General features: G+C 73.6%; 13 protein-coding genes. 4 read left to right on the top strand and 9 right to left on the bottom strand.

Annotation, left to right across the window (positions count from 1 at the left end; all coding sequences use genetic code 11):
• Position 1: 1 nt before the first annotated feature.
• The 6 genes from fxsT to pdxH all read right to left on the bottom strand — a co-directional run bounded on the left by fxsT (position 2) and on the right by pdxH (position 10079).
• Positions 2-4048 carry an FxSxx-COOH system tetratricopeptide repeat protein gene (gene fxsT, locus ACIOFR_RS08730; protein ID WP_400993698.1) on the bottom strand — a complete coding sequence of 1349 codons (4047 nt, stop codon included), beginning with the start codon at positions 4046-4048 and terminating at the stop codon, positions 2-4.
• The gene (locus ACIOFR_RS08735; protein ID WP_400993700.1) at positions 4045-5529 is read right to left on the bottom strand and encodes a TIR-like protein FxsC; all 1485 of its coding nucleotides are present in this window, start codon (positions 5527-5529) and stop codon (positions 4045-4047) included. Before ACIOFR_RS08735 ends, fxsT begins: the two co-directional genes overlap by 4 nt.
• Entirely contained in the window at positions 5505-6293 is a 789-nt protein-coding gene (locus ACIOFR_RS08740) for an aminoglycoside N(3)-acetyltransferase (RefSeq protein WP_400993703.1), read from the bottom strand. The genes ACIOFR_RS08735 and ACIOFR_RS08740 overlap by 25 nt, the downstream gene beginning before the upstream one ends.
• Positions 6294-6346: 53 nt before the next feature.
• Positions 6347-8782 carry an FxsB family cyclophane-forming radical SAM/SPASM peptide maturase gene (locus tag ACIOFR_RS08745; protein WP_400993705.1) on the bottom strand — a complete coding sequence of 812 codons (2436 nt, stop codon included), beginning with the start codon at positions 8780-8782 and terminating at the stop codon, positions 6347-6349.
• A 58-nt stretch (positions 8783-8840) separates the two neighbouring features.
• Positions 8841-9026 carry a hypothetical protein gene (locus tag ACIOFR_RS08750; protein WP_400993708.1) on the bottom strand — a complete coding sequence of 62 codons (186 nt, stop codon included), beginning with the start codon at positions 9024-9026 and terminating at the stop codon, positions 8841-8843.
• 423 nt (positions 9027-9449) lie between these two features.
• Positions 9450-10079, bottom strand: coding sequence for a pyridoxamine 5'-phosphate oxidase (pdxH, locus tag ACIOFR_RS08755; RefSeq protein WP_400994007.1), 630 nt, complete (start codon positions 10077-10079; stop codon positions 9450-9452).
• A gap of 401 nt (positions 10080-10480) precedes the next feature.
• Between pdxH and ACIOFR_RS08760 the strand changes: the two genes are divergently transcribed.
• Both ACIOFR_RS08760 and serC read left to right on the top strand, forming a co-directional pair.
• Positions 10481-11581, top strand: coding sequence for a citrate synthase 2 (locus ACIOFR_RS08760; RefSeq protein WP_400993711.1), 1101 nt, complete (start codon positions 10481-10483; stop codon positions 11579-11581).
• A 123-nt stretch (positions 11582-11704) separates the two neighbouring features.
• The gene (serC, locus tag ACIOFR_RS08765) at positions 11705-12823 is read left to right on the top strand and encodes a phosphoserine transaminase (protein ID WP_400993713.1); all 1119 of its coding nucleotides are present in this window, start codon (positions 11705-11707) and stop codon (positions 12821-12823) included.
• Between the two features lie 181 nt (positions 12824-13004).
• Here the strand turns inward: serC and ACIOFR_RS08770 are convergent, their stop codons facing one another.
• The gene (locus tag ACIOFR_RS08770) at positions 13005-13916 is read right to left on the bottom strand and encodes an AraC family transcriptional regulator (protein WP_400993716.1); all 912 of its coding nucleotides are present in this window, start codon (positions 13914-13916) and stop codon (positions 13005-13007) included.
• A gap of 122 nt (positions 13917-14038) precedes the next feature.
• Between ACIOFR_RS08770 and ACIOFR_RS08775 the strand changes: the two genes are divergently transcribed.
• A complete protein-coding gene (locus ACIOFR_RS08775; protein WP_400993719.1) occupies positions 14039-15805 on the top strand; it encodes a beta-galactosidase family protein in 1767 nt (588 codons plus the stop codon).
• A gap of 63 nt (positions 15806-15868) precedes the next feature.
• Here the strand turns inward: ACIOFR_RS08775 and thpR are convergent, their stop codons facing one another.
• Positions 15869-16459 (bottom strand): RNA 2',3'-cyclic phosphodiesterase, encoded by a 591-nt coding sequence (gene thpR / locus ACIOFR_RS08780; protein WP_400993722.1) that lies wholly within the window; start codon positions 16457-16459, stop codon positions 15869-15871.
• An 81-nt stretch (positions 16460-16540) separates the two neighbouring features.
• On the opposite strand from thpR, the gene ACIOFR_RS08785 reads away from it, so the two are divergent.
• A complete protein-coding gene (locus ACIOFR_RS08785; RefSeq protein WP_400993724.1) occupies positions 16541-17056 on the top strand; it encodes a GNAT family N-acetyltransferase in 516 nt (171 codons plus the stop codon).
• A 58-nt stretch (positions 17057-17114) separates the two neighbouring features.
• Here ACIOFR_RS08785 and ACIOFR_RS08790 read toward each other — a convergent pair whose 3' ends face one another.
• Positions 17115-18677 carry an MFS transporter gene (locus ACIOFR_RS08790; protein WP_400993727.1) on the bottom strand — a complete coding sequence of 521 codons (1563 nt, stop codon included), beginning with the start codon at positions 18675-18677 and terminating at the stop codon, positions 17115-17117.
• Between the last annotated feature and the right edge of the window lie 46 nt (positions 18678-18723).

An 18723-nucleotide genomic window follows, 5' to 3' on the forward strand; every position in this document is an offset into this window, starting at 1 on the left:
CTCAGAGCGGCTGCGGCTCCAGGTCGCGGTTGATCCGGTGCCAGTTGTGGGCGGAGACCACGGTGGGGTGCCCCTCGTCGAAGAGTTCCAGCAGGATCGCCATCGCGTGCTTGCGCATCGCCTCGGCCTCCCGGGCCCGGCCCGCGGTCCGGAGCGTGATCGCCAGGTTGAGCTGGCAGACCACGGAGTCGGGGTGGGTCGGCCCGTAGCGGTTGTCCAGGCCCGCGTGCGCCACCCGGCCGATCTCCTCGGCGCGCGCCAGCTGCCCGCTGTCGGCGTACGCGTTGGCCAGGTTGATCATGGCGTTGAGGGTGTACGGGTGGTCCGGGTCGAGCACCCGGGACAGGCCTTGGACGGCCTGCTCGCCGAACCGGACGGCCCCGGCCACGTCGCCGCTGCCGCGCAGGTAGATCGCCAGGTTGTTCTGGCAGGCGAGGGTGAACGGGTGGTCGTCGCCGAGCAGCCGGCGGTGCCCGTCGTAGGCGGCGGAGGCGATGTCCCGGGCGGTCTCCTTGTCGCCGGCCGCGCTGTGGTCGGCGGCCAGGTTGAGCTGGCAGGCGAGGGCCTCCGGGTTCTCGGTGCCGTACCGCTCGACGTAGCGCTGGTAGGTCTGCTCGGTGAGCTCGCGGGCCTCGCCCAGCTCGCCGGCCCGGCGCAGCGAGACGGCCAGCGACTTGGCGTTGCGCAGGGTCTCCGGCAGGTCCGGTCCGAGGATCGTGGTGAACGCCTCGTAGACCTCCCGCAGCAGCTCGGCGGAGCCCTTGTAGTCGCCCATCTCCCGCAGGTCGCGGGCCAGGTTGGACTTGCTGGAGAGGGTGTAGGGGTGGGACTGGTCGAGGACCGCGGAGCGGCGTTCGAAGGTGTCCTGGTCGAGGTCGCGGGCGGCGACGCTGTTGCCGACCAGCCGGTGGTCGATGGCCAGGTTGTTGGCGACGGACAGGGTGCGGGCGTCGTCCTCGCCGAACAGCTCCACGAACTGGCTGTACGTCTCCAGGTCCATGGTCAGCGCTTCCTGGAAGCGGTTGAGGTACCGCAGGTCGGCGCCCATCGAGTTGGCCGTCATCAGGGTGAACGCGTTGTGCTCGCCGAGCAGTTCGCGCTGGCCCGCCAGGGTGGCCTGGTCCATCTCCAGCGCCTCGGTGTACGAGCCCATCGAGCGCAGCACGTTGGCGAGGTTGAAGCGCAGGCTGAGGATCTGCCGGCGCAGGAAGCGCCGCTCGGCCGGGTCGACCTCGATCTCGTACCGCTCGGCCCAGACCGCGTCCAGCTGGCGGGCCAGTTGGAGGGCCTGGTCCAGGTCGACGGTCTTCCACAGGTAGCGGACGCGGTCGATCAGCAGTTCGCGGACCTCGCGCTCGTCGCAGTCCTGGGCCCGGGAGGGGCCGAGGTGCGGCCAGATCTTCTCCAGGGTGGGCCAGTTCTCCGGGTTGTCGGTGTCGCCGAGCTGCGGGCGGGCGCTGGCCAGGATCCGGTGCACCTCGTGCATGGTGCTGTTCTGGTCGGTCTGGGTCATCCCGCTGCGGACCACGGCCTGGACCAGCCGGTGCACCTGGAAGCTGGACGCGTCGGTCTTGGCCAGGGCGTACCGGCTGACCGCTCGGATCACCTTGCCCAGCATGAAGCTGTCGGTGAGCTCGGCGTCGAAGGGCTCCAGGGCGCGCCGCATCTGCTCGCTGTAGAAGAAGTGCTTGAGCGAGATCGGCTCGGGGGCGAAGAACGCCGACAGCTCCAGCAGCCGGACGGCGGCCGGGGACTGCTCGCGCAGCCGGGCGATCGACACGTTCCAGGTCAGCCCGACCGGGGTGGGGTAGTCGACCGGGGTCTCGCCGGCCGCGAGCACCTTGGTGGCGGCCGCCTGGAGCTGGGCGACGTAGGTGTCGACCGGTGTGCGGGTGGTCTCCAGCCAGGCCGCGGCGACCTCGACGGCCAGCGGCAGGTCGCCGAGCGCCTCGGCCACCCGGTCGGCCTCCTGGCGGGTCAGACCGCGGACCCGGCGGGTGATGTGGTCCACGCTCTCGGCCCGGGTGAAGACGTCCACGCCGAGCACGCCGGCCTGCCCGGACCAGCCCTGGTTGCGCGAGGTGACCAGGATGTGGCCCGGCCCGTCGGGGAAGTACGGCCGGATCCGGGACGGCTCGTCCGCGTTGTCGAAGACCAGCAGCCAGCGGGAGGTCGGCGAGCCCCGGCGGAGGGCGTCGCGGGCGGCCTCGGCCGCCTCGGTGACGCTGTCGCTGGTGCGCAGCCCGAGCCGGCCCGCGAGCTCCGCGAAGGACTGGGCGGCCGACTCGGTCTGCTCGGCGTTGATCCACCAGACCAGGTCGTAGTGCGACATGTAGCGGTGGGCGTACTCCAGGGCCACCTGGGTCTTGCCGATGCCGCCGAGCCCGTACAGCGTCTGCGGCGTGGGCAGCACCGCGGTGGGGCCGCCGACCAGCTGTTCGCGCAGGTCGTCGAGGACCTTGGTGCGGCCGGTGAAGGAGTGGTTGCGCTGCGGGACGGACCAGTACGCGGGCTTGGCGCCCGGGAAGCGCGGGGTGTCGGTGGGGCGTTCGCCGAGGTCCGCCTCGCCCCGGCCGAGGGCGCGCAGCAGGGCCTGGACGGCCTCGGCCTCGTCCCGGCCGACCAGGTCGACGGGGTTGCGGTTGTTGTACGGCGCGGTGATCCGGATGTCGCCGACCCGGACCGGGATCAGCTGCCGCCGGGCGCCGGCCGGGTCGGCGCTGACCGTGCGGCCCCACAGCGCCTGGGCCTGCGGCGAGGACAGGTAGGCGGAGGAGAGCACGGCGACCGTGCGGTAGGCCGAGTCGATGCCGCGTTCGGTGGAGGTGCGCGGGTTGGTCCCCACGCCGAGGTCCATCGAGACCACCCGGAAGCCGGCCTGGCCGAGCACCGCGGAGATCCAGTCGGCCCAGGCCCGGTCCTGCGGGACGTAGCTGAGGTAGAGGTCGGCGGGCGCGGTCGGTCGGCGGCGGACGAACGCGGCGAGGTTGCGCAGCCGCAGGTCCTCGTCCATCGGCGGCAGCCCGGTGACCTGGCCGTGGGTGAGCTCGGAGGTCAGCCGCTCGCAGGCGGCCAGGATCGAGGCCGGCTGCTGGGGCAGGTCGCCGAACGGCGCGAGGATCTCCTCGTAGGCGTAGAACGGGCGGTACGGGATCTCCACCGAGGCCCAGTAGCGCAGCAGTTCGGCCTCGGTCAGGCCTTCGGGCAGGCCGCCGAACTTGATCCGGGCGAGCGCCCGGCCGGCGTCGGCCTTCTCCTTCTCGCCCTCGTCGATCCGCATCGGCACCGGCAGGATCCGGATCCCGCGCGACTCGTACTGGGTGTCGATGGTGTGCGCGACCCGCGAGGCGCCGTCGATGGACTGGTCGCTGAGGGTGAAGCAGACCACCAGGTCGTCGGGCATCTCGACGGTGCAGATGTCGGCGGTGTCGGTGAGGCCGGTCCGACTGTCGATCAGCACGTAGTCGTAGCGGCGCTTCATGTCCCGGCGCAGCGCCTCGATGAAGGCGGCGCCGTTGTGGTTCTCGTAGAGCAGGTCCCAGTCGATCCGGTTGCCGGTGCCCGAGTAGTCGCGGTTGAGCTGCCCGGCGGGGACGAAGTCCAGGCCACCCTCACCCGGGAAGTGCGGCCAGGCCAGGGAGATGGCGTGCGGGTGGATCCGGGCGAAGTCCTCGTGCCAGTTGAGGTCGCGGTTGAGCGGGCGGCGGGCCTCCTCCAGGTAGTCCGCGAAGAGGTCCATGATGCCGGTCGTCCCGGCCACCACGTCCGGATCCAGGAACGGCCGGAAGAACTGGTCGAGGCCGGGCGCCTCCAGGTCCCAGTCGACGGTGAGCACCCGGTGCCCGTTGGAGGCCAGGATCCAGGCGGTGTTGGCCAGCGCCATGGTGCGCCCGGTGCCGCCCTTGTAGGAGTAGAACGTGATGATCCGGCCCTCGCGGTCGTCCTCCGTTCTGGCGCCGTAGTCGCGCTCGGTGCGGTGGCCGGTGGCCCGGAGCTTGTCCCCCGGCCGGTCGGCCGGCCGGTGCGCCCAGGTCGGTGTGTCGGTCATGGCTCTCCTCCCCCACGGGCAGCCCGCCCGAGGCCGCCGTCGTCATCCCTGCCGTACCCGTCGGTCGTCGGATCCGCACCACGCAGGCCCTGGCGCAGGCTGGGCCTGCGCGGTCCCGTCGCACCGGCCGGGCCCGCGGGGCCCGGCCTCGTCTCGCTGCGCTGGTCGAAGGCGTTGGTCGCCTGCATCACGGCCCGTTCGAGTTCGCCGCGGAACTCCTCCAGGCTGCCGGGGGTGCCGCCGACGGGGCTGCGCAGGCTGGGCCGGTGGGCACCGCGGCTGAGCCGCAGGACCTCCTCGCTCAGGCCGTTGAGCATCTCCTCGTCTCTTCGGCATTCCGGATCCTCCGGGTTCCACGGCTCCAGGACGCTCACCCAGGGCAGGTTCTTCCGGTCCAACTGCCTGATCTTACCGCTTCGTTGACGATCGGTCAGGGCCCAGCGATCGACCAGCAGCACGCTCGGGCCGGCCGGTTCCTCGGCCAGCAGCACCTCGGCCTCGTCCTCGAACTCGCCGACCGTCGGCACGAATCCCATCCGCCGGGCCACCTCGGCCGCGTCCTCGGCCAGCGGCCGGGCGGACTGCGGCTGGTACGGCTGCCAGTCGAGCCGGCGCGCCCCGTAGCAGTCCGGCCCGCGGCCGGCCGGCAGTTCCCGGCGGCGCAGCGAGTAGACCGAGATCCGCACCCGGTCGGTGGGCGGCGGCGGCTCGAAGGCGCTCGGCTGGGACTCGAAGTCGGCCTGCTGGCCGAGGGGTATGACGGTCTGCTTGGCGACGTGGACGATCCGCTCGGCGAGCCGGTACACGGCGTTCTCGTACTGGCCCCGGTAGGAGGCTATCTTCATCAGCGCGTACAGCCCCTCGGCGGCGTAGTCGCCGCCGAAGCTGTCGTGGCTGAACTGGAGCTCGCTGGCCACCCGGGGCAGCGGGTAGTGGTTCATCGCCACCCACAGCACCGGGACGATCCCGGTGTGCTTCTCGCCGCCGGGCCGCCGCTGGTACACCGGCCGCTGGCTGAACAGGTGCCACTCCTTGCCGCACGCCTGGCTGGCGAAGTAGCGCGGCGAGTAGAGCGGCACGAACACCCGGCAGTTGGCGAGTTCGGCGGACAGCCGCTCGGCCCACTTCTGCCCCTGGTGCATGGACCGGTCCATGAAACCCACCGGGTGGCCGGAAGGCGCGTCGGTGAGCTGGAAGATGGCCTCGCAGAGGTCGTTGTACAACTGTGCGACCCAGATGTTGGGATCGCCCGAACCCCGGTTCCCCGCCCGGGGAATGTGCGCATAACTGAGGAAGAAATACGGGCGCTGGTCCCTGCCGCTGTCCCCCTGGCCGTTCAAGCCGTGCCTCCCCCGAGACAGCTGATACCCACAGAAGCTCCTCAGTCTAGGAACGGCCGGTACCCGATGGAATAGGGCCGTACTCCCCACCGTAATCACGGAGCGCTGAGCAGGAGTCAACTTTTCCTGTTGAGAAGCCACTTCGTCGCAAGATCCACGGTCTCGGCGATCGGCAGCAGAAAGCAGTCGGCGTCACCCAGTCTGCCCCTGACCAGGCCCGCGCACTCCCCGATCACCGAACGGGCCATCTCCTCGAAGTGGCGGACCTCCAGCCGGAGCGCGTCGAAGTGCACCCACTGCCGCAGCCCGCGCCCGTCCCTGATCACGCAGCCGTAGTGCTGCTGGACCTGCTCGGGCTGCCAGTACTCGGCGAGGTGGAAGACCGTGCAGCACGTCCACGGCACGCTGACCAGCAGGACCCTGGCCCCCTCCCGGTAGAGCCGGTGGGTCGGCGAGCGCTCGCCGAGGTGGCTGCGCAGGTCGTGGCCGGCCATCAGCCGCTCGGCCGCCGGGCCCACCGCGGCGAAGGAGGTCTGCGGGTGGTCGCTGCGCACGGCGCGCGGGGTGGTGCGGATCTCCTCCGCGAGCCGGCCCATGGTGCGCGAGGCGGGCGTGCGTGCACGGTCGAACGCGGGCATCGTCGCCCGGTAGCGCCGGAGTGCGGCCGGCGCCAGCCCGGCGGTCGCCGCCCGGTCCAGCGGGGAGGTGTCCGAGTTCTCCGGGGTCGCCGTGTACGCCACCAGGGTGCCGGCCGGGCCGAGGGCGGCCCGCAGGGCGGCGACGATCGTCGCCGATCCGCCGTCGACCGGGCCCACCGCCTTCACGGAGGACTGCACCAGCAGGGTCTCGCCCTCGCCGACCCCCAGGTCTCGCAGGTGGGCGGTCAGCTCCGCTCGGGAGTACACCACGGCCTCCAGTAGCCTCCCGGCGCCGTTGCCGGATTCGGGACGTGCACCGCTCAGCGGCCGGTGGCCGCGGCCTGCTCCGGGCTCCGGGCCCGCCACCGTTCCAGGTTCTCCGCCGCCGCGCGCCGGGCCCCCGCCTCGGCGGCGGCGCCCACCGGGGCGTCCAGCCACGGCGCGACCGCCGCCCGCATGCCGACCGCGAACCGCCGGCCGAGGCCGGTGAGCGAGCCGGAGTCGATCAGCGTCTCGACGGCCTCCGCGGTGTGCGCGCGCCAGGTCGCCAGCTGGAGCCGCGCCCGGTCGCCCGCGGCGCCGCCGGCCCCGTCGTACGTCCGGGCCCGGGCCCCCCAGAACTCGGTCACCGCGAGGTGCGCGTACGTGCCCTGGAGCAGCCCCTCCAGCGGGCGCGGGTCCGGCCTCCACGGTGCGTAGTACAGGGCGTCGTCGGCCGCGTCGTACAGGTCGTGGAAGTCCAGCACCGCGCCCAGCTTGACGTGCTGGAACTCGTGCGCGACCAGCAGCGCGAGGATCGCCGGGTCGGTGGGGCGGGCGATGCCGACGGCGCCGAAGGCCTGCCGGGCGGCCGCGCTGATGTCCCGGCCGGCCGGGCCGGGGCGCAGCGGGGTGACGGTGGACAGGCCCGCGGCGATGCCGGGAAGGTGGCCGGGCAGCTCGCGGCCGAGCAGCTCCCAGGCGGCCCGCAGGTCCGCGGTCCAGGCGGTCAGCTCCGGGTCGGGCAGCCGGTCGGCGGCCGGCCACTGGTGGCTGTCCCGCTGCGGGTCGGTGTCCTCCAGTGCGACCGTCCAGCCGGGCAGCGGGATCCGCCGGACCGGCTGCCAGCGGCCGTCACCCGGGGCGTCCGGGGCGTCCGGGGCGTCCGGTGCGTCCGGGCGGACGCGCAGGCGGTCGCCCCCGCCGTCGACGGTGAACCCGTCGGCGGTGACGGTCAGCCGGGCCTCACCGCTGCCGCCGGTCAGCACCCGTCCCAGGGTCGGCAGGTGGACGGCGCCGCCGCGCACCGGCAGGACGAGCTCCGCCGGCAGGCCGGCCCGCACCGCGGCGGCCGCCGCCAGCTCGGCGAGGCCGCCGAGGTCGGCACCGGGCTCGCCCTGGAGGCAGCGCACGGCCCAGGAGCGGGCGTACGGGTGGGCGAGCACCGCGTCGAGTGCGCCGGGCGCGCGGCCGTCCAGCTCGTCGAGGACGTCCCAGGCCGGCGAGGGGCCGGCGGCGACGGCGGCCAGCAGCCGCCTGGTCAGGCCGAGCTGCGCGGCGGCGAGGGCCCGGACGGTCGGGCCGCCGCCGTGGCCGGAGGCCAGTTCCAGCAGCTGTTCCTCGGTCAGCGGGGCGGGCGGGGCGGCCGGCGGGGCGGGCAGCGCGGCGCCGTCCCGGATGGTGGTGATCAGTTTCAGCAGGTCCGCGCAGAAGACCGACGGGTTGTCGAAGCCGCTGCCGCTGCGGTAGCGGTGCGCGTAGAGACCGCCGCCGCAGGAGCGCACCACCGGGCAGGCGCGGCACCGGGCGCTGAGCCCGGCCAGGCCCGACTGGCGCTCCAGCATGCCCGGGTGCCGGGCGACGTCGTCCAGGGTGTGCGCGAAGAGGTCGAACCCGGTCGCGGGTGCGCCGTCGTACGCCGTCTTGAGGCTGTCGGCCTGTTCGAGGCTGCCGTCCGTCTCGATCACCACGAGGTCGGCCGGATCGAGGCCGAGCGACTCGGTGAGGCTGGAGCGGCCCCGCAGGGTGCGGTGGATGGACTCGAAGCCGCGGACGGGCACCGGGCGGCCCTGCTCGGTCCAGCGGTCGTGGACGGCCAGCAGCCAGTCGGCGTAGGGCGTCGGCCCGGCGCCGTCCGGATGTTTGGGTGGGACGTCCCAGGTGGCGTGGGGCAGCAGGAAGTCGATCCGCGGGGGGTCGAGGGCCACCAGCGCCTCGTACACGGCGACGGGGTCGTTCTCGACGTCGATGGTGCACAGCAGCCCGGCGTACAGGTGGCGGAACTCCGGCAGGCGCAGCAGGTCGACCGCGGCGAGCACCTTGGCGTGGCTGCTGCGGCCGTCGGGGAAGCGGCGGTGCCGGTCGTTGGCGACCCGGTCGCCGTCGAGCGAGACGCCGACCCTGATGTCGAGCTCGTCGAAGAGTTCGCAGAACTCCCGGCTGAGCAGTACGCCGTTGGTGTGGATCCGCAGGTCCAGCGTGCAGTCCCCGGGCAGGGCCGCGCGCAGCAGCTCGGCGGCCCGACGCAGCCGCACCGGACCGGCGAGCAGCGGTTCCCCGCCGTGGAGCACCACATGGACCGCTCTCAGCCGGTGAGCGGACACGTGCTCCGCGATCCGCTCCGCAGTCCTGGCCAGTACCTCGTCGCTCGCGGCCCGCGGTCGCCCGCGCCAGCTGGTGTCCGCGTGCTCGTAGACATAGCAGTGGTCACAGGCCAGGTCACAGCGACTGTGCACCTTCAGCACGAACTGCCTGAAGGGGACCGGATGGTGCGTCATGAAGGTGAACCGCCGTCAAAGGGTGTGTGGCAACGCGGGGAACCGATTCAGCGCGACCTCAGATGGACGACTGGAAGGCGGCGACCGACACCTGGTTGGTCACGCCTCCCGGCAGAGCGCGCCGAAGCTGCGCGACGAGCTCGTCGGCACCCAGTGCGGCGAGTTCGGCGAGCGACACTCTTCCTTCACCGATCTGACCGTCAGTCAAATACTCTACGGGCTCGTTGGCAAGTGCAGTGGTCATGGCAGTGCTGCCCTTCTTCCGTGGACATGGGCGATACATGGGCCGTTGTCTGACCGTTCTTCAGACCTTCGACCGTTCTTCGGGCATCGGATCGCCGGGGTGGTGAGGGCCGCCTTTCGCGACTGCCACTGCTGGTTTCGATGCCTGGCCAAATGGTATGCCTTGGAGAACCGCGAAGTGCCCGCACCGCGACCGCGCGAGCGGGGCGCGGACGGGCCCCGGAAGTCGCCCGGTCCCCCCAAGTGCACGTGTCCCCGGCGGCGGGGCCCGGGGATTCACTCGTTCGGCGAAGCGCGCGCGCCACCGGCCCGCCCGCGCTCCTCCTGCGCCAACCGGCTGACGGCCGCCCGCCCCACGGGCCTCAAGGCTCCAGCAGTCTCCGCGGTCTCGGGGGCCCCAGTGGTCTCGGGGGCCTCAGGGGCCTCAGGGGCAGAGCCGCTCCACCCGCCAGGCCCCGCCCTCGGCCTCGGCGACGTAGCGGAGCCGGTCGTGCAGCCGGTTCTCGCGCCCCTGCCAGAACTCGATGGTGTCCGGGACCACCCGGTAGCCGCCCCAGAACGGCGGGACCGGCACGCCCTCGCCCTCCGGGTAGCGGGCCTCCAGGTCGGCGTAGCGCTGCTCCAGCACCTCGCGGCCGGCGACCGGGCTGGACTGCTCGCTCGCCCAGGCGCCGAGCTGGGAGCCGTGCGGGCGGGTGCGGAAGTAGGCCGCGGTCTCGTCCCGGCCGACCTTCTCCACCCGGCCGCCCACGATCACCTGTCGGGCCAGCGAGATCCACGGGAAGAGCAGCGAGGCCTGCGGGTTGGCGGCCAGGTCGGCGCCCTTGCGGGAGCCGTAGTTGGTGTAGAAGACGAAGCCGCGGCGGTCGAAGCCCTTGAGCAGCACGGTGCGGGAGCCGGGGCGCCCGGCCGCGTCGGCGGTGGAGAGCACCATCGCGTTGGGCTCCTCCACGCCGGCGGCCACCGCCTCGTGGAACCAGTCGGTGAACTGGGCCACCGGGTCGGCGGCGATCCCGGCCTCGGTCAGGCCGTCGTGCTGGTACTGCCGGCGCATCGCGGCCAGGTCCGGACCGGGCCGGCCCTCGGTGCGCGTGGTCAGGGCTGTCGGGTGGCGTTCCGCGGTAGGCACCCCAACATCATCCCGTACGACAAGCGTCGGGCACCGCTACGTCTGTGCAAACCCGGGTGGGAGATAAGGTGTCTCGCCACCGCTCCACCGCCCACCGCACGGGAGAATGGTCCGGAAACGTCCGGATTCACCCGGGAAGTCCGCCGATGACGCCGGACGCGCGCCCGGGGCCGGAGCGGCCCGTGGGGGAAACATCACCGTGGTGGTGTATGGCGCAATGCACTCGGTGCCTGAGAGTCTGACACCGAGTGCCAACCACCATCGGTCACCGACGCGCCGCACCACCATCGCGACGCGCCGTATCGGATCACTGAAGGAGCCGTCTGATGTCCGATTTCGTACCCGGGCTCGAAGGGGTAGTCGCCTTCGAGAGCGAGATCGCCGAACCAGACCGTGAAGGCGGCGCCCTGCGCTACCGCGGTGTGGACATCGAGGACCTCGTGGGTCACGTCTCCTTCGGCCACGTCTGGGGTCTGCTGGTCGACGGGAAGTTCGCCCCCGGCCTGCCCGCCGCCGAGCCGTTCCCGATCCCGGTCCACTCCGGTGACATCCGGGTCGACGTGCAGTCCGCCCTCGCCATGCTCGCCCCGGTCTGGGGCCTCAAGCCGCTGCTCGACATCTCCGCCGAGCAGGCCCGCGACGACCTCGCCCGGGCCGCCGTGATGGCGCTGTCCTACGTGGCCCAGTCCGCCCGCGGCCAGGGCCGGCCGATGGTCCCGCAGAGCGAGATCGACAAGGCCGAGACCATCGTCGAGCGGTTCATGATCCGCTGGCGGGGCGAGCCCGACCCCAAGCACGTCAAGGCCGTCGACGCGTACTGGACCTCGGCCGCCGAGCACGGCATGAACGCCTCCACCTTCACCGCCCGCGTCATCGCCTCCACCGGCGCCGACGTGGCGGCCGCGCTCTCCGGCGCGGTCGGCGCGATGTCCGGCCCGCTGCACGGCGGCGCGCCGTCCCGCGTGCTCGGCATGATCGAGGAGATCGAGCGCACCGGCGACGCCGCCGGGTACGTGAAGAAGGCCCTCGACAAGGGCGAGCGCCTGATGGGCTTCGGTCACCGCGTCTACCGCGCCGAGGACCCGCGCGCCCGCGTGCTGCGCCGCACCGCCAAGGAGCTCGGCGCCCCGCGCTTCGAGATCGCCGAGGCGCTGGAGAAGGCCGCGCTGGAGGAGCTGCACAACCGCCGCCCCGACCGCGTGCTCGCCACCAACGTGGAGTTCTGGGCCGCGATCATGCTGGACTTCGCCGAGGTCCCGGCGCACATGTTCACCTCGATGTTCACCTGCGCCCGGACGGCCGGCTGGTCCGCCCACATCCTGGAGCAGAAGCGCACCGGCCGGCTGGTCCGTCCGGCCGCCCGCTACATCGGCCCCGCCTCGCGCAGCCCGCAGGAGGTCGAGGGCTGGGCCGCGCTCACGCGCTGACCAGGCATCACCCTTTCGGGCGGGTCCGGAACGGCGTTCCGGGCCCGTCCGAGCAGCGGGAATCGCATCTCAGCGTGCGGACTTCCGTACCGCGCCGACGGGCTTGGGCAGTAGGCTGCGGCTGTGGCTCAGATCCAGATCCCCGCTGACATCAAGCCCGCCGACGGCCGTTTCGGCTGTGGCCCCTCCAAGGTGCGTCCCGAGGCGCTGAGCGCTCTCGCGGCCACCGGCACCTCGCTGCTGGGCACCTCGCACCGGCAGGCCCCGGTCAAGAACGTGGTCAAGCGCGTCCGTCAGGGCGTCGCCGACCTGTTCTCGCTCCCCGAGGGCTATCAGGTGGTACTGGGGAACGGCGGCTCCACCGCGTTCTGGGACATCGCGGCCTTCGGCCTCGTCCGCGAGAAGTCCCAGCACCTCAACTTCGGCGAGTTCTCCTCCAAGTTCGCCTCCTCGGTCAAGGCGGCGCCCTGGCTGGGCGACCCGTCGGTGATCAAGTCCGAGCCGGGCACCCACCCGCTGCCGGTCGCCGAGGCCGGCGTGGACGTCTACGCGCTCACCCACAACGAGACCTCGACCGGTGTGGCGATGCCGATCCGCCGCCCGGTCGGCGGCGACGAGGGCTCCCTCGTCCTGGTCGACGCCACCTCCGGCGCCGGCGGCCTCCCGGTGGACGTCACCGAGACCGACGTCTACTACTTCGCCCCGCAGAAGTCCTTCGCCTCCGAGGGCGGTCTGTGGCTGGCGACGTTCTCCCCGGCCGCCCTGGAGCGCGCCGCCGAGATCGCCGCCTCCGGCCGGTACATCCCGCCGTTCTTCGACCTGCCGACCGCGATCGACAACTCCTCGAAGGACCAGACCTACAACACGCCGTCGATCGCGACGCTGTTCCTGCTCGCCGAGCAGCTGGAGTGGCTGAACGGCAACGGCGGCCTGGACTGGGCGGTGGCCCGCACCGCGGAGTCCTCCTCGATCCTCTACACCTGGGCCGAGAAGTCCTCCTTCGCACAGCCCTTCGTGGCCGCGGCGCAGGAGCGCTCGCAGGTGGTCGGCACCATCGACTTCGACGAGTCGATCGACGCCGCCGCCATCGCCAAGGCCCTGCGGGCCAACGGCATCGTCGACACCGAGCCGTACCGCAAGCTCGGCCGCAACCAGCTGCGGATCGCGATGTTCCCGGCCGTCGACCCGGCCGACGTCCAGGCGCTCACCGCCTGCATCGACCACGTCGTCGGCGCGCTCTGACCCGTCCGACCGGCCGCGAGGGCGCGGCGGTCACCACCCGGTGACCGCCGCGCCCTCGGTCGTCCGCGGTCCGGTCCGGCTCAGCGCCGTACGAGCGAACCGACCACCACGACGACCAGCAGCAGCACCAGGGCGCCGGTCACGATCCGCATACGAGTCTTGGGGTCCACGGTCATCGAGGTTACCCGGTGGCCAGACGGGCCTGCGCCCGGCCCCTCTCCGGGCCGTACAGCCCGGTCAGCTCGGCCGCCAGCTCCTCCGTCCGCACCGGGCGCAGCCGACCGTCGCCGCGGTACTGCTGGGCCCGGAACACCGACGGCGCCACCCCGACCCGCCGGGTGAAGATCCGGGTGAAGTACGCCGGGTCCGCGTACCCCACCCGCCGGGCCACCGCGGCGACCGGCAGTTCGCTGGCCGCCAGCAGGTCCTTGGCCTCGTTCAGCCGGACGCCCAGCAGGTACTCCTTCGGCCCGACCGCCCCCACCGAGCGCACCGCGCGGCGCAGCTCTGCCACCGACATCCCGGCCCGGCGGGCGTGCTCCGCCACCGACAGCGGCAGGCAGGCGTCGCGCCGCAGCACCTCCAGCACCGGGGCGCCCGCCGGGTCCAGGTCGGCCCGGTGCCGGCGCAGCTCCACCAGCAGCTCGTGGACGCCCGCCGCCGCGTCCACCCCGGTCAGCGGGCCCGTCCGGCGGCAGGCGGCGGCGATCCGCGCGACCACCCGCTGGGCCGGCTCCGCGCTGGTCAGCGGCACCACCGAGGCCTCCGGCAGCAGCCCCAGCTCGGCGTAGGCGGCGGTGGCGGGCCCGGCGAAGTCGACGAAGGACTCGGCCCAGCCACGCTCGTCGGGCGCGTAGTGGTGCGGGACGCCGGGCCGCAGCCACAGCACCGCGGGCCCGGTCACCGGCCGGCGGGTGCCGTCCGGCTCCTCGAACCAGCCGCGGCCGCCGGTGACCACCACCGCCACCCAGTGGTCCAGCGTCCGGGGGCCGACCGTCGGCAGCCGGCCGCGCTGCATCCCGACGCCCAGACAGGCCAGGCCCGTCCGGAGCTGGACCGGCCCGGGCGTGAGGTACTGCCACCAGCGCTCCATCTGCTCCCCCGTTCCTCGGCCGGCCGGGCGTCCTCCGTCACCCTGCCCACCGGACGAACAATCCAACACGCCGCCGGGCTTTGTCCATGGCCGCACGGGGGGCGTTCCCGCAGGCTGGGGGCATGCTCACCTATGACTCCACCGGCTTCGCACTCGACGGGCGGCCGCTGCGGATCCTCTCCGGGGCCGTGCACTACTTCCGCACCCGGCCCGAGCAGTGGCCCCAACGGCTGGCCGCGCTGCGCGCGATGGGCCTGAACACCGTCGAGACGTACGTGCCGTGGAACCTGCACGAACCCGCCGAGGGCCGGTACGAGCGGCTGCCGGAACTGCCCGCGTTCCTGGACGAGGCGGCCCGCCAGGGCCTGTGGGCGATCGTCCGCCCCGGCCCGTACATCTGCGCCGAGTGGGACAACGGCGGCCTGCCGGCCTGGCTCACCGCCCGGGTGGGCCGCCGGGCGCGGACCTCCGACCGGGAGTACCTGGCCGCCGTCGACGCCTACCTCGACGTGCTGCTGCCCGAGGTCGTGGCCCGCCAGGTCGACCGGGGCGGCAACGTGCTGCTGGTCCAGGTGGAGAACGAGTACGGGTCCTTCGGCAGCGACCGGGCCTACCTGCGCCACCTCGCCGACGGGTTGCTGCGCCGGGGCGTCACCGTCCCGCTGTTCACCTCGGACGGCCCGACCGACCACATGCTCGCGGCCGGGACACTGCCCGGGGTGCTGGCCACCGTCAACTTCGGCAACGACCCGGAGGCGGCCTTCGAACTGCTGCGCCGCCACCGGCCGCAGGACCCGCCGTTCTGCATGGAGTACTGGAACGGCTGGTTCGACCACTGGGACAAGCCGCACCACACCCGGGACGCCGCCGACGCCGCCGACGCCCTGCGCCGGATCCTGGCGGCCGGCGGCTCGGTCAACCTCTACATGGCGCACGGCGGCACCAACTTCGGCACCGGAGCCGGAGCCAACCACGAGGACGCCCCGCACAACTCGACCGACTGGACCCGCTCCCCGTACCAGCCGGTCACCACCTCGTACGACTACGACGCCGCGCTGGACGAGCGCGGCGCGCCGGGCGCGAAGTACGAGCCGTTCCGCGCGGTGCTGGCCGAGTTCGCGGCCGAACAGCCCGAGCAGGCCCGCTTCCTGGACGACCGCACGCCCGCCTTCCCGGAGCTGCCCGCGGTGCTGCCGGCCGGCCGGGTGGAGCTGACCGCGTTCGCCGAACTTCCCTTCGGGCCGGCCGTCGAGGCCCCGGTGCCGCCGACGCTGGAGGAGCTCGGCCTGGCGCACGGCCTGGTCCGCTACACCTTCCGCACCCCGGAGCCCGGTCCCGAACTGCCGCTCACGGTCGAGGGCCTGCGGGACCGCGCGACGCTGCGCATCGACGGCAAGCGGACGGCCGCGCTGTACCGGGGCGCCGAGGGCACACCGGTGGCGGCCCCGGGCGGCGCCGTGGTCGAGCTGCTGGTGGAGTCGCTCGGCCGGGTCAACTACGGCCCCCGGGTGGGCGAGACCAAGGGCATCACCGGAGGCGTCCGGTACGAGCGCCAGTACCTGCACGGGTGCCGGGCCGAGCCACTGCCCCTGGAGCCGCTGCCCGACGCGGAGTTCGGCCCGGGCGAGCCCGGCTCGGAGGTCCTCGCCCGTGGCACGCTGACCCTCCGGTCCACCGGCGACACGTTCCTGGCCGTCCCCGGCGGCGGGCACGGCTACCTGTGGGTCAACGGCTTCCTGCTCGGCCGCTACGACGCGGCCGGCCCCCAGACGACGCTGTACTGCCCGCAGCCGCTGCTGCGCGAGGGCGCCAACGACCTCGTGGTGCTGGAGCTCGGTGACGCCGCCCCGGCGGCGGTGGAGCTGCGCGGGGCACCGGACCTGGGCTGAAAGGACGGGCGGCCCGGCTCCCCGCCCGGGGCCGGGCCGCCGGGGCCGCCGTGGCCGCCGGGCTCAGGCCTCCCAGCGGGCCAGCGGCCAGGAGGCCACACTCCGGTAGCGCGCCGGGCCGAAGCCCGGCTCGCTGCTCATCAGGTGAAGTTCCCCGGCCTCCCACTCGGCGCCCCGGAACCCCTCCAGCGCCGCCGCCATCGCCTGCAGTTCCCCGACGGCCGCCCGCCGCTCGGCCCGCCGCTGCCCGTGCGAGGACCCGGCCCGGGCCAGCGTCAGGTGCGGGTGGAAACCGTGCTGGTCGGACTCGATCCCGACCAGCGGCAGCGCCTGGCGGACGGCCTCCGCCAGCCCCCGCAGCGCCCACACCTCCCCCGCGACCCCGGCCCACAGCACCCGGTCGCCGAAGGTGCCGCCACCCGCGAGCCGCAGCCGGTGCGCGCCGTGCTCCTGCGCGGCGACGGCCAGCAGGGCCTCCAGGTCCGGCACGTTCACCACCGGCACCTCGCCGAGGAAGGCCAGTGTCAGGTGCCAGCCCGCCACCTCGCTCCAGCGCAGCCGGTCGGCGCCGGGCAGGTCCTTCAGCGGTGCGGCCGTGTCCACCAGCTCCTGGATCGCCGCCGTCGGCGGATTCACCGCCACGAAGAGTCTCATGGCGCCATCCTGCCGCCCATCGCCGCGGCCGTCCCGTCGATTCCTCTGCACACGGCGGACCCCACCGGATAGAACTGCGGTATGAGAATCCGCACCGGTGGACCCGCCGACGCCCCCGCCACCCTGGCCCTGCTCGACGCCGCCGTCGCCTGGCTGGTCTCCCTCGGCCGCACCGGCCAGTGGGGCGACCGGCCGTGGACCAGCCACCGCAAGGCCGTCGAGCGCACCGAGCGGTACGCCCGCGACTACCTGCTGCGGGTCGCCGAGGACGCGGACGGCCGCGCCCTGGGCGTCTGCGTGCTGGCCGAGGAGGCCCCGGAGTACGCGACCCCCGTCGACCGGCCCGAGCTGTACGTCCGGCTGCTGGTCACCGACCGCGCGCACCGCGGCTCCGGGATCGGCGCCGCCCTGGTCGCCGACGCCGTCGAGGAGACCCGGCGGCGCGGCCTCGGGCTGCTCCGGGTGGACTGCTACGCGGGCGACGACCGGCGCCTGGTCGCCCAGTACGAGAAGCTCGGCTTCACCCCGACCGAGTCCTTCGAGGTCGACCAGTCCGGCACGCCGTGGCCCGGACAGCTCCTGGAGATCCGGCTCTGACGCGCGCCGGCCGGAGCCGCCGCCCGCCCCCGGGCGCGGCGGCGGCTCCGGCCGGGTCTCAACTGGCCGTGGCCAGCTGCTGCCTGGACACCGTCCGCGGCACCACGGTCACCACCCGGCTGCCCCGGTGCAGGTCGACCCGCACCTTCAGGTTCGCGGCACGGGCCAGCACCAGGCCCACCACGGCCGCCGCGAGGGCGGACACCAGACCGCAGGCGAGCAGCCCGACCCGCGGACCGTACGCGGCGGTCACCCAGCCGACCAGCGGCGCGCCGATCGGCGTACCACCGGTGAAGACCAGCACCAGCAGGCCCATCACCCGCCCGCGCATCGCGGGGTCGGTGGCCAGCTGGAGCGCCGAGTTCACCGAGGTGTTGAAGGTCAGCCCGAACACGCCGATCAGGGTCAGCAGGATCGCGAACGTCCAGTACCCGGGCGCGAACGCGGCCAGCACCTCCAGCGCGCCGAAGGCCAGCGCCGCGGCGACCAGGCCGCGCAGCCGGGGCATCCCCCGCCGCGCCGCGAGCAGCGCGCCGACCAGCGAGCCGGCCGCCATCGCGGTGTTCAGCAGACCGTACTCGCCGGGCCCCACCTTGAAGGTGTCGTGGGCGAAACCGGAGAGCAGGGTCGGGAAGTTGAAGCCGAAGGTCCCGATGAAGCCGGCCAGCACCATCGGCCAGAGCAGCTCCGGGCGCTCGCGCACGTAGCGCAGGCCCTCGCGCAGCTGGCCCTTCTGCCGGGCGATCGGCACGGTGGGCCGCAGCTCGGCCGTCCGCATCGCCAGCAGCCCGCCGATCACGGCCGCGAAGGACAGCGCGTTGACGGCGAAGGCCCAGCCGCTGCCGACGGCGGCGATCAGCAGTCCGGCGACCGCCGGGCCGACCAGCCGCGCGCACTGGAAGTTGGCGGCGTTCAGGCTGACCGCGTTGGACAGGTCAGCGGGCCCGACCATCTCGCTGACGAAGGCCTGCCGGGTGGGGTTGTCCACCACCGTCACCAGGCCGAGCAGCAGCGCGAACAGGTACACCCAGTACGCCGTCACCGCGCCGGTGACGGTCATCACCGCGAGCCCGGCGGCCAGCAGGCCCATCGCGCCCTGGGTCACGATCAGCAGGCGCCGCTTGGGCAGCCGGTCGGCGAGGACGCCGCCCCACAGGCCCAGCAGCAGCATCGGGAGGAACTGCATGGCCGTCGTGACACCGACCGCGAACGGACTGCCGGTCAGGCTGAGGACCAGCCAGTCCTGGGCGATCCGCTGCATCCACGTCCCCGAGTTGGAGACGATCTGGCCGGCGAAGAAGTAGCGGTAGTTACGGACCCTCAGGGAGGAGAACATCCCGCCGGGCCGGGTGAAGCGGGCCCCCGTGGGGCCGTCGCCGGAACCAAGGGTGGAGCCGGAACCACGGGTGGAGCCGGAACTACGGGTGGAGCTGTCCCCCGAAGGGGCGGACGCGGCGGTGGAGGCCGCCGCGGTGCGTTCGCAGGGGTCGTCGTCGCCGGTGCCCGGCAGGCCCACGGGTGCGGGCGCCTGGCTCTCGGCGGTGGCGGCGGTACCCGCTGCCGGATCGGTGGTGGAGTCGTCGGTACGGATGGCGGCGCTGGCTGCGGCCGGCGGTGTCACGTGGTGCTCCCCTCGGTGCGCGGCGGCGGGCAGGGTTGCCGCCGCG

It is taken from the genome of Kitasatospora sp. NPDC088346 (genome assembly GCF_044740765.1).
GTDB lineage: Bacteria > Actinomycetota > Actinomycetes > Streptomycetales > Streptomycetaceae > Kitasatospora.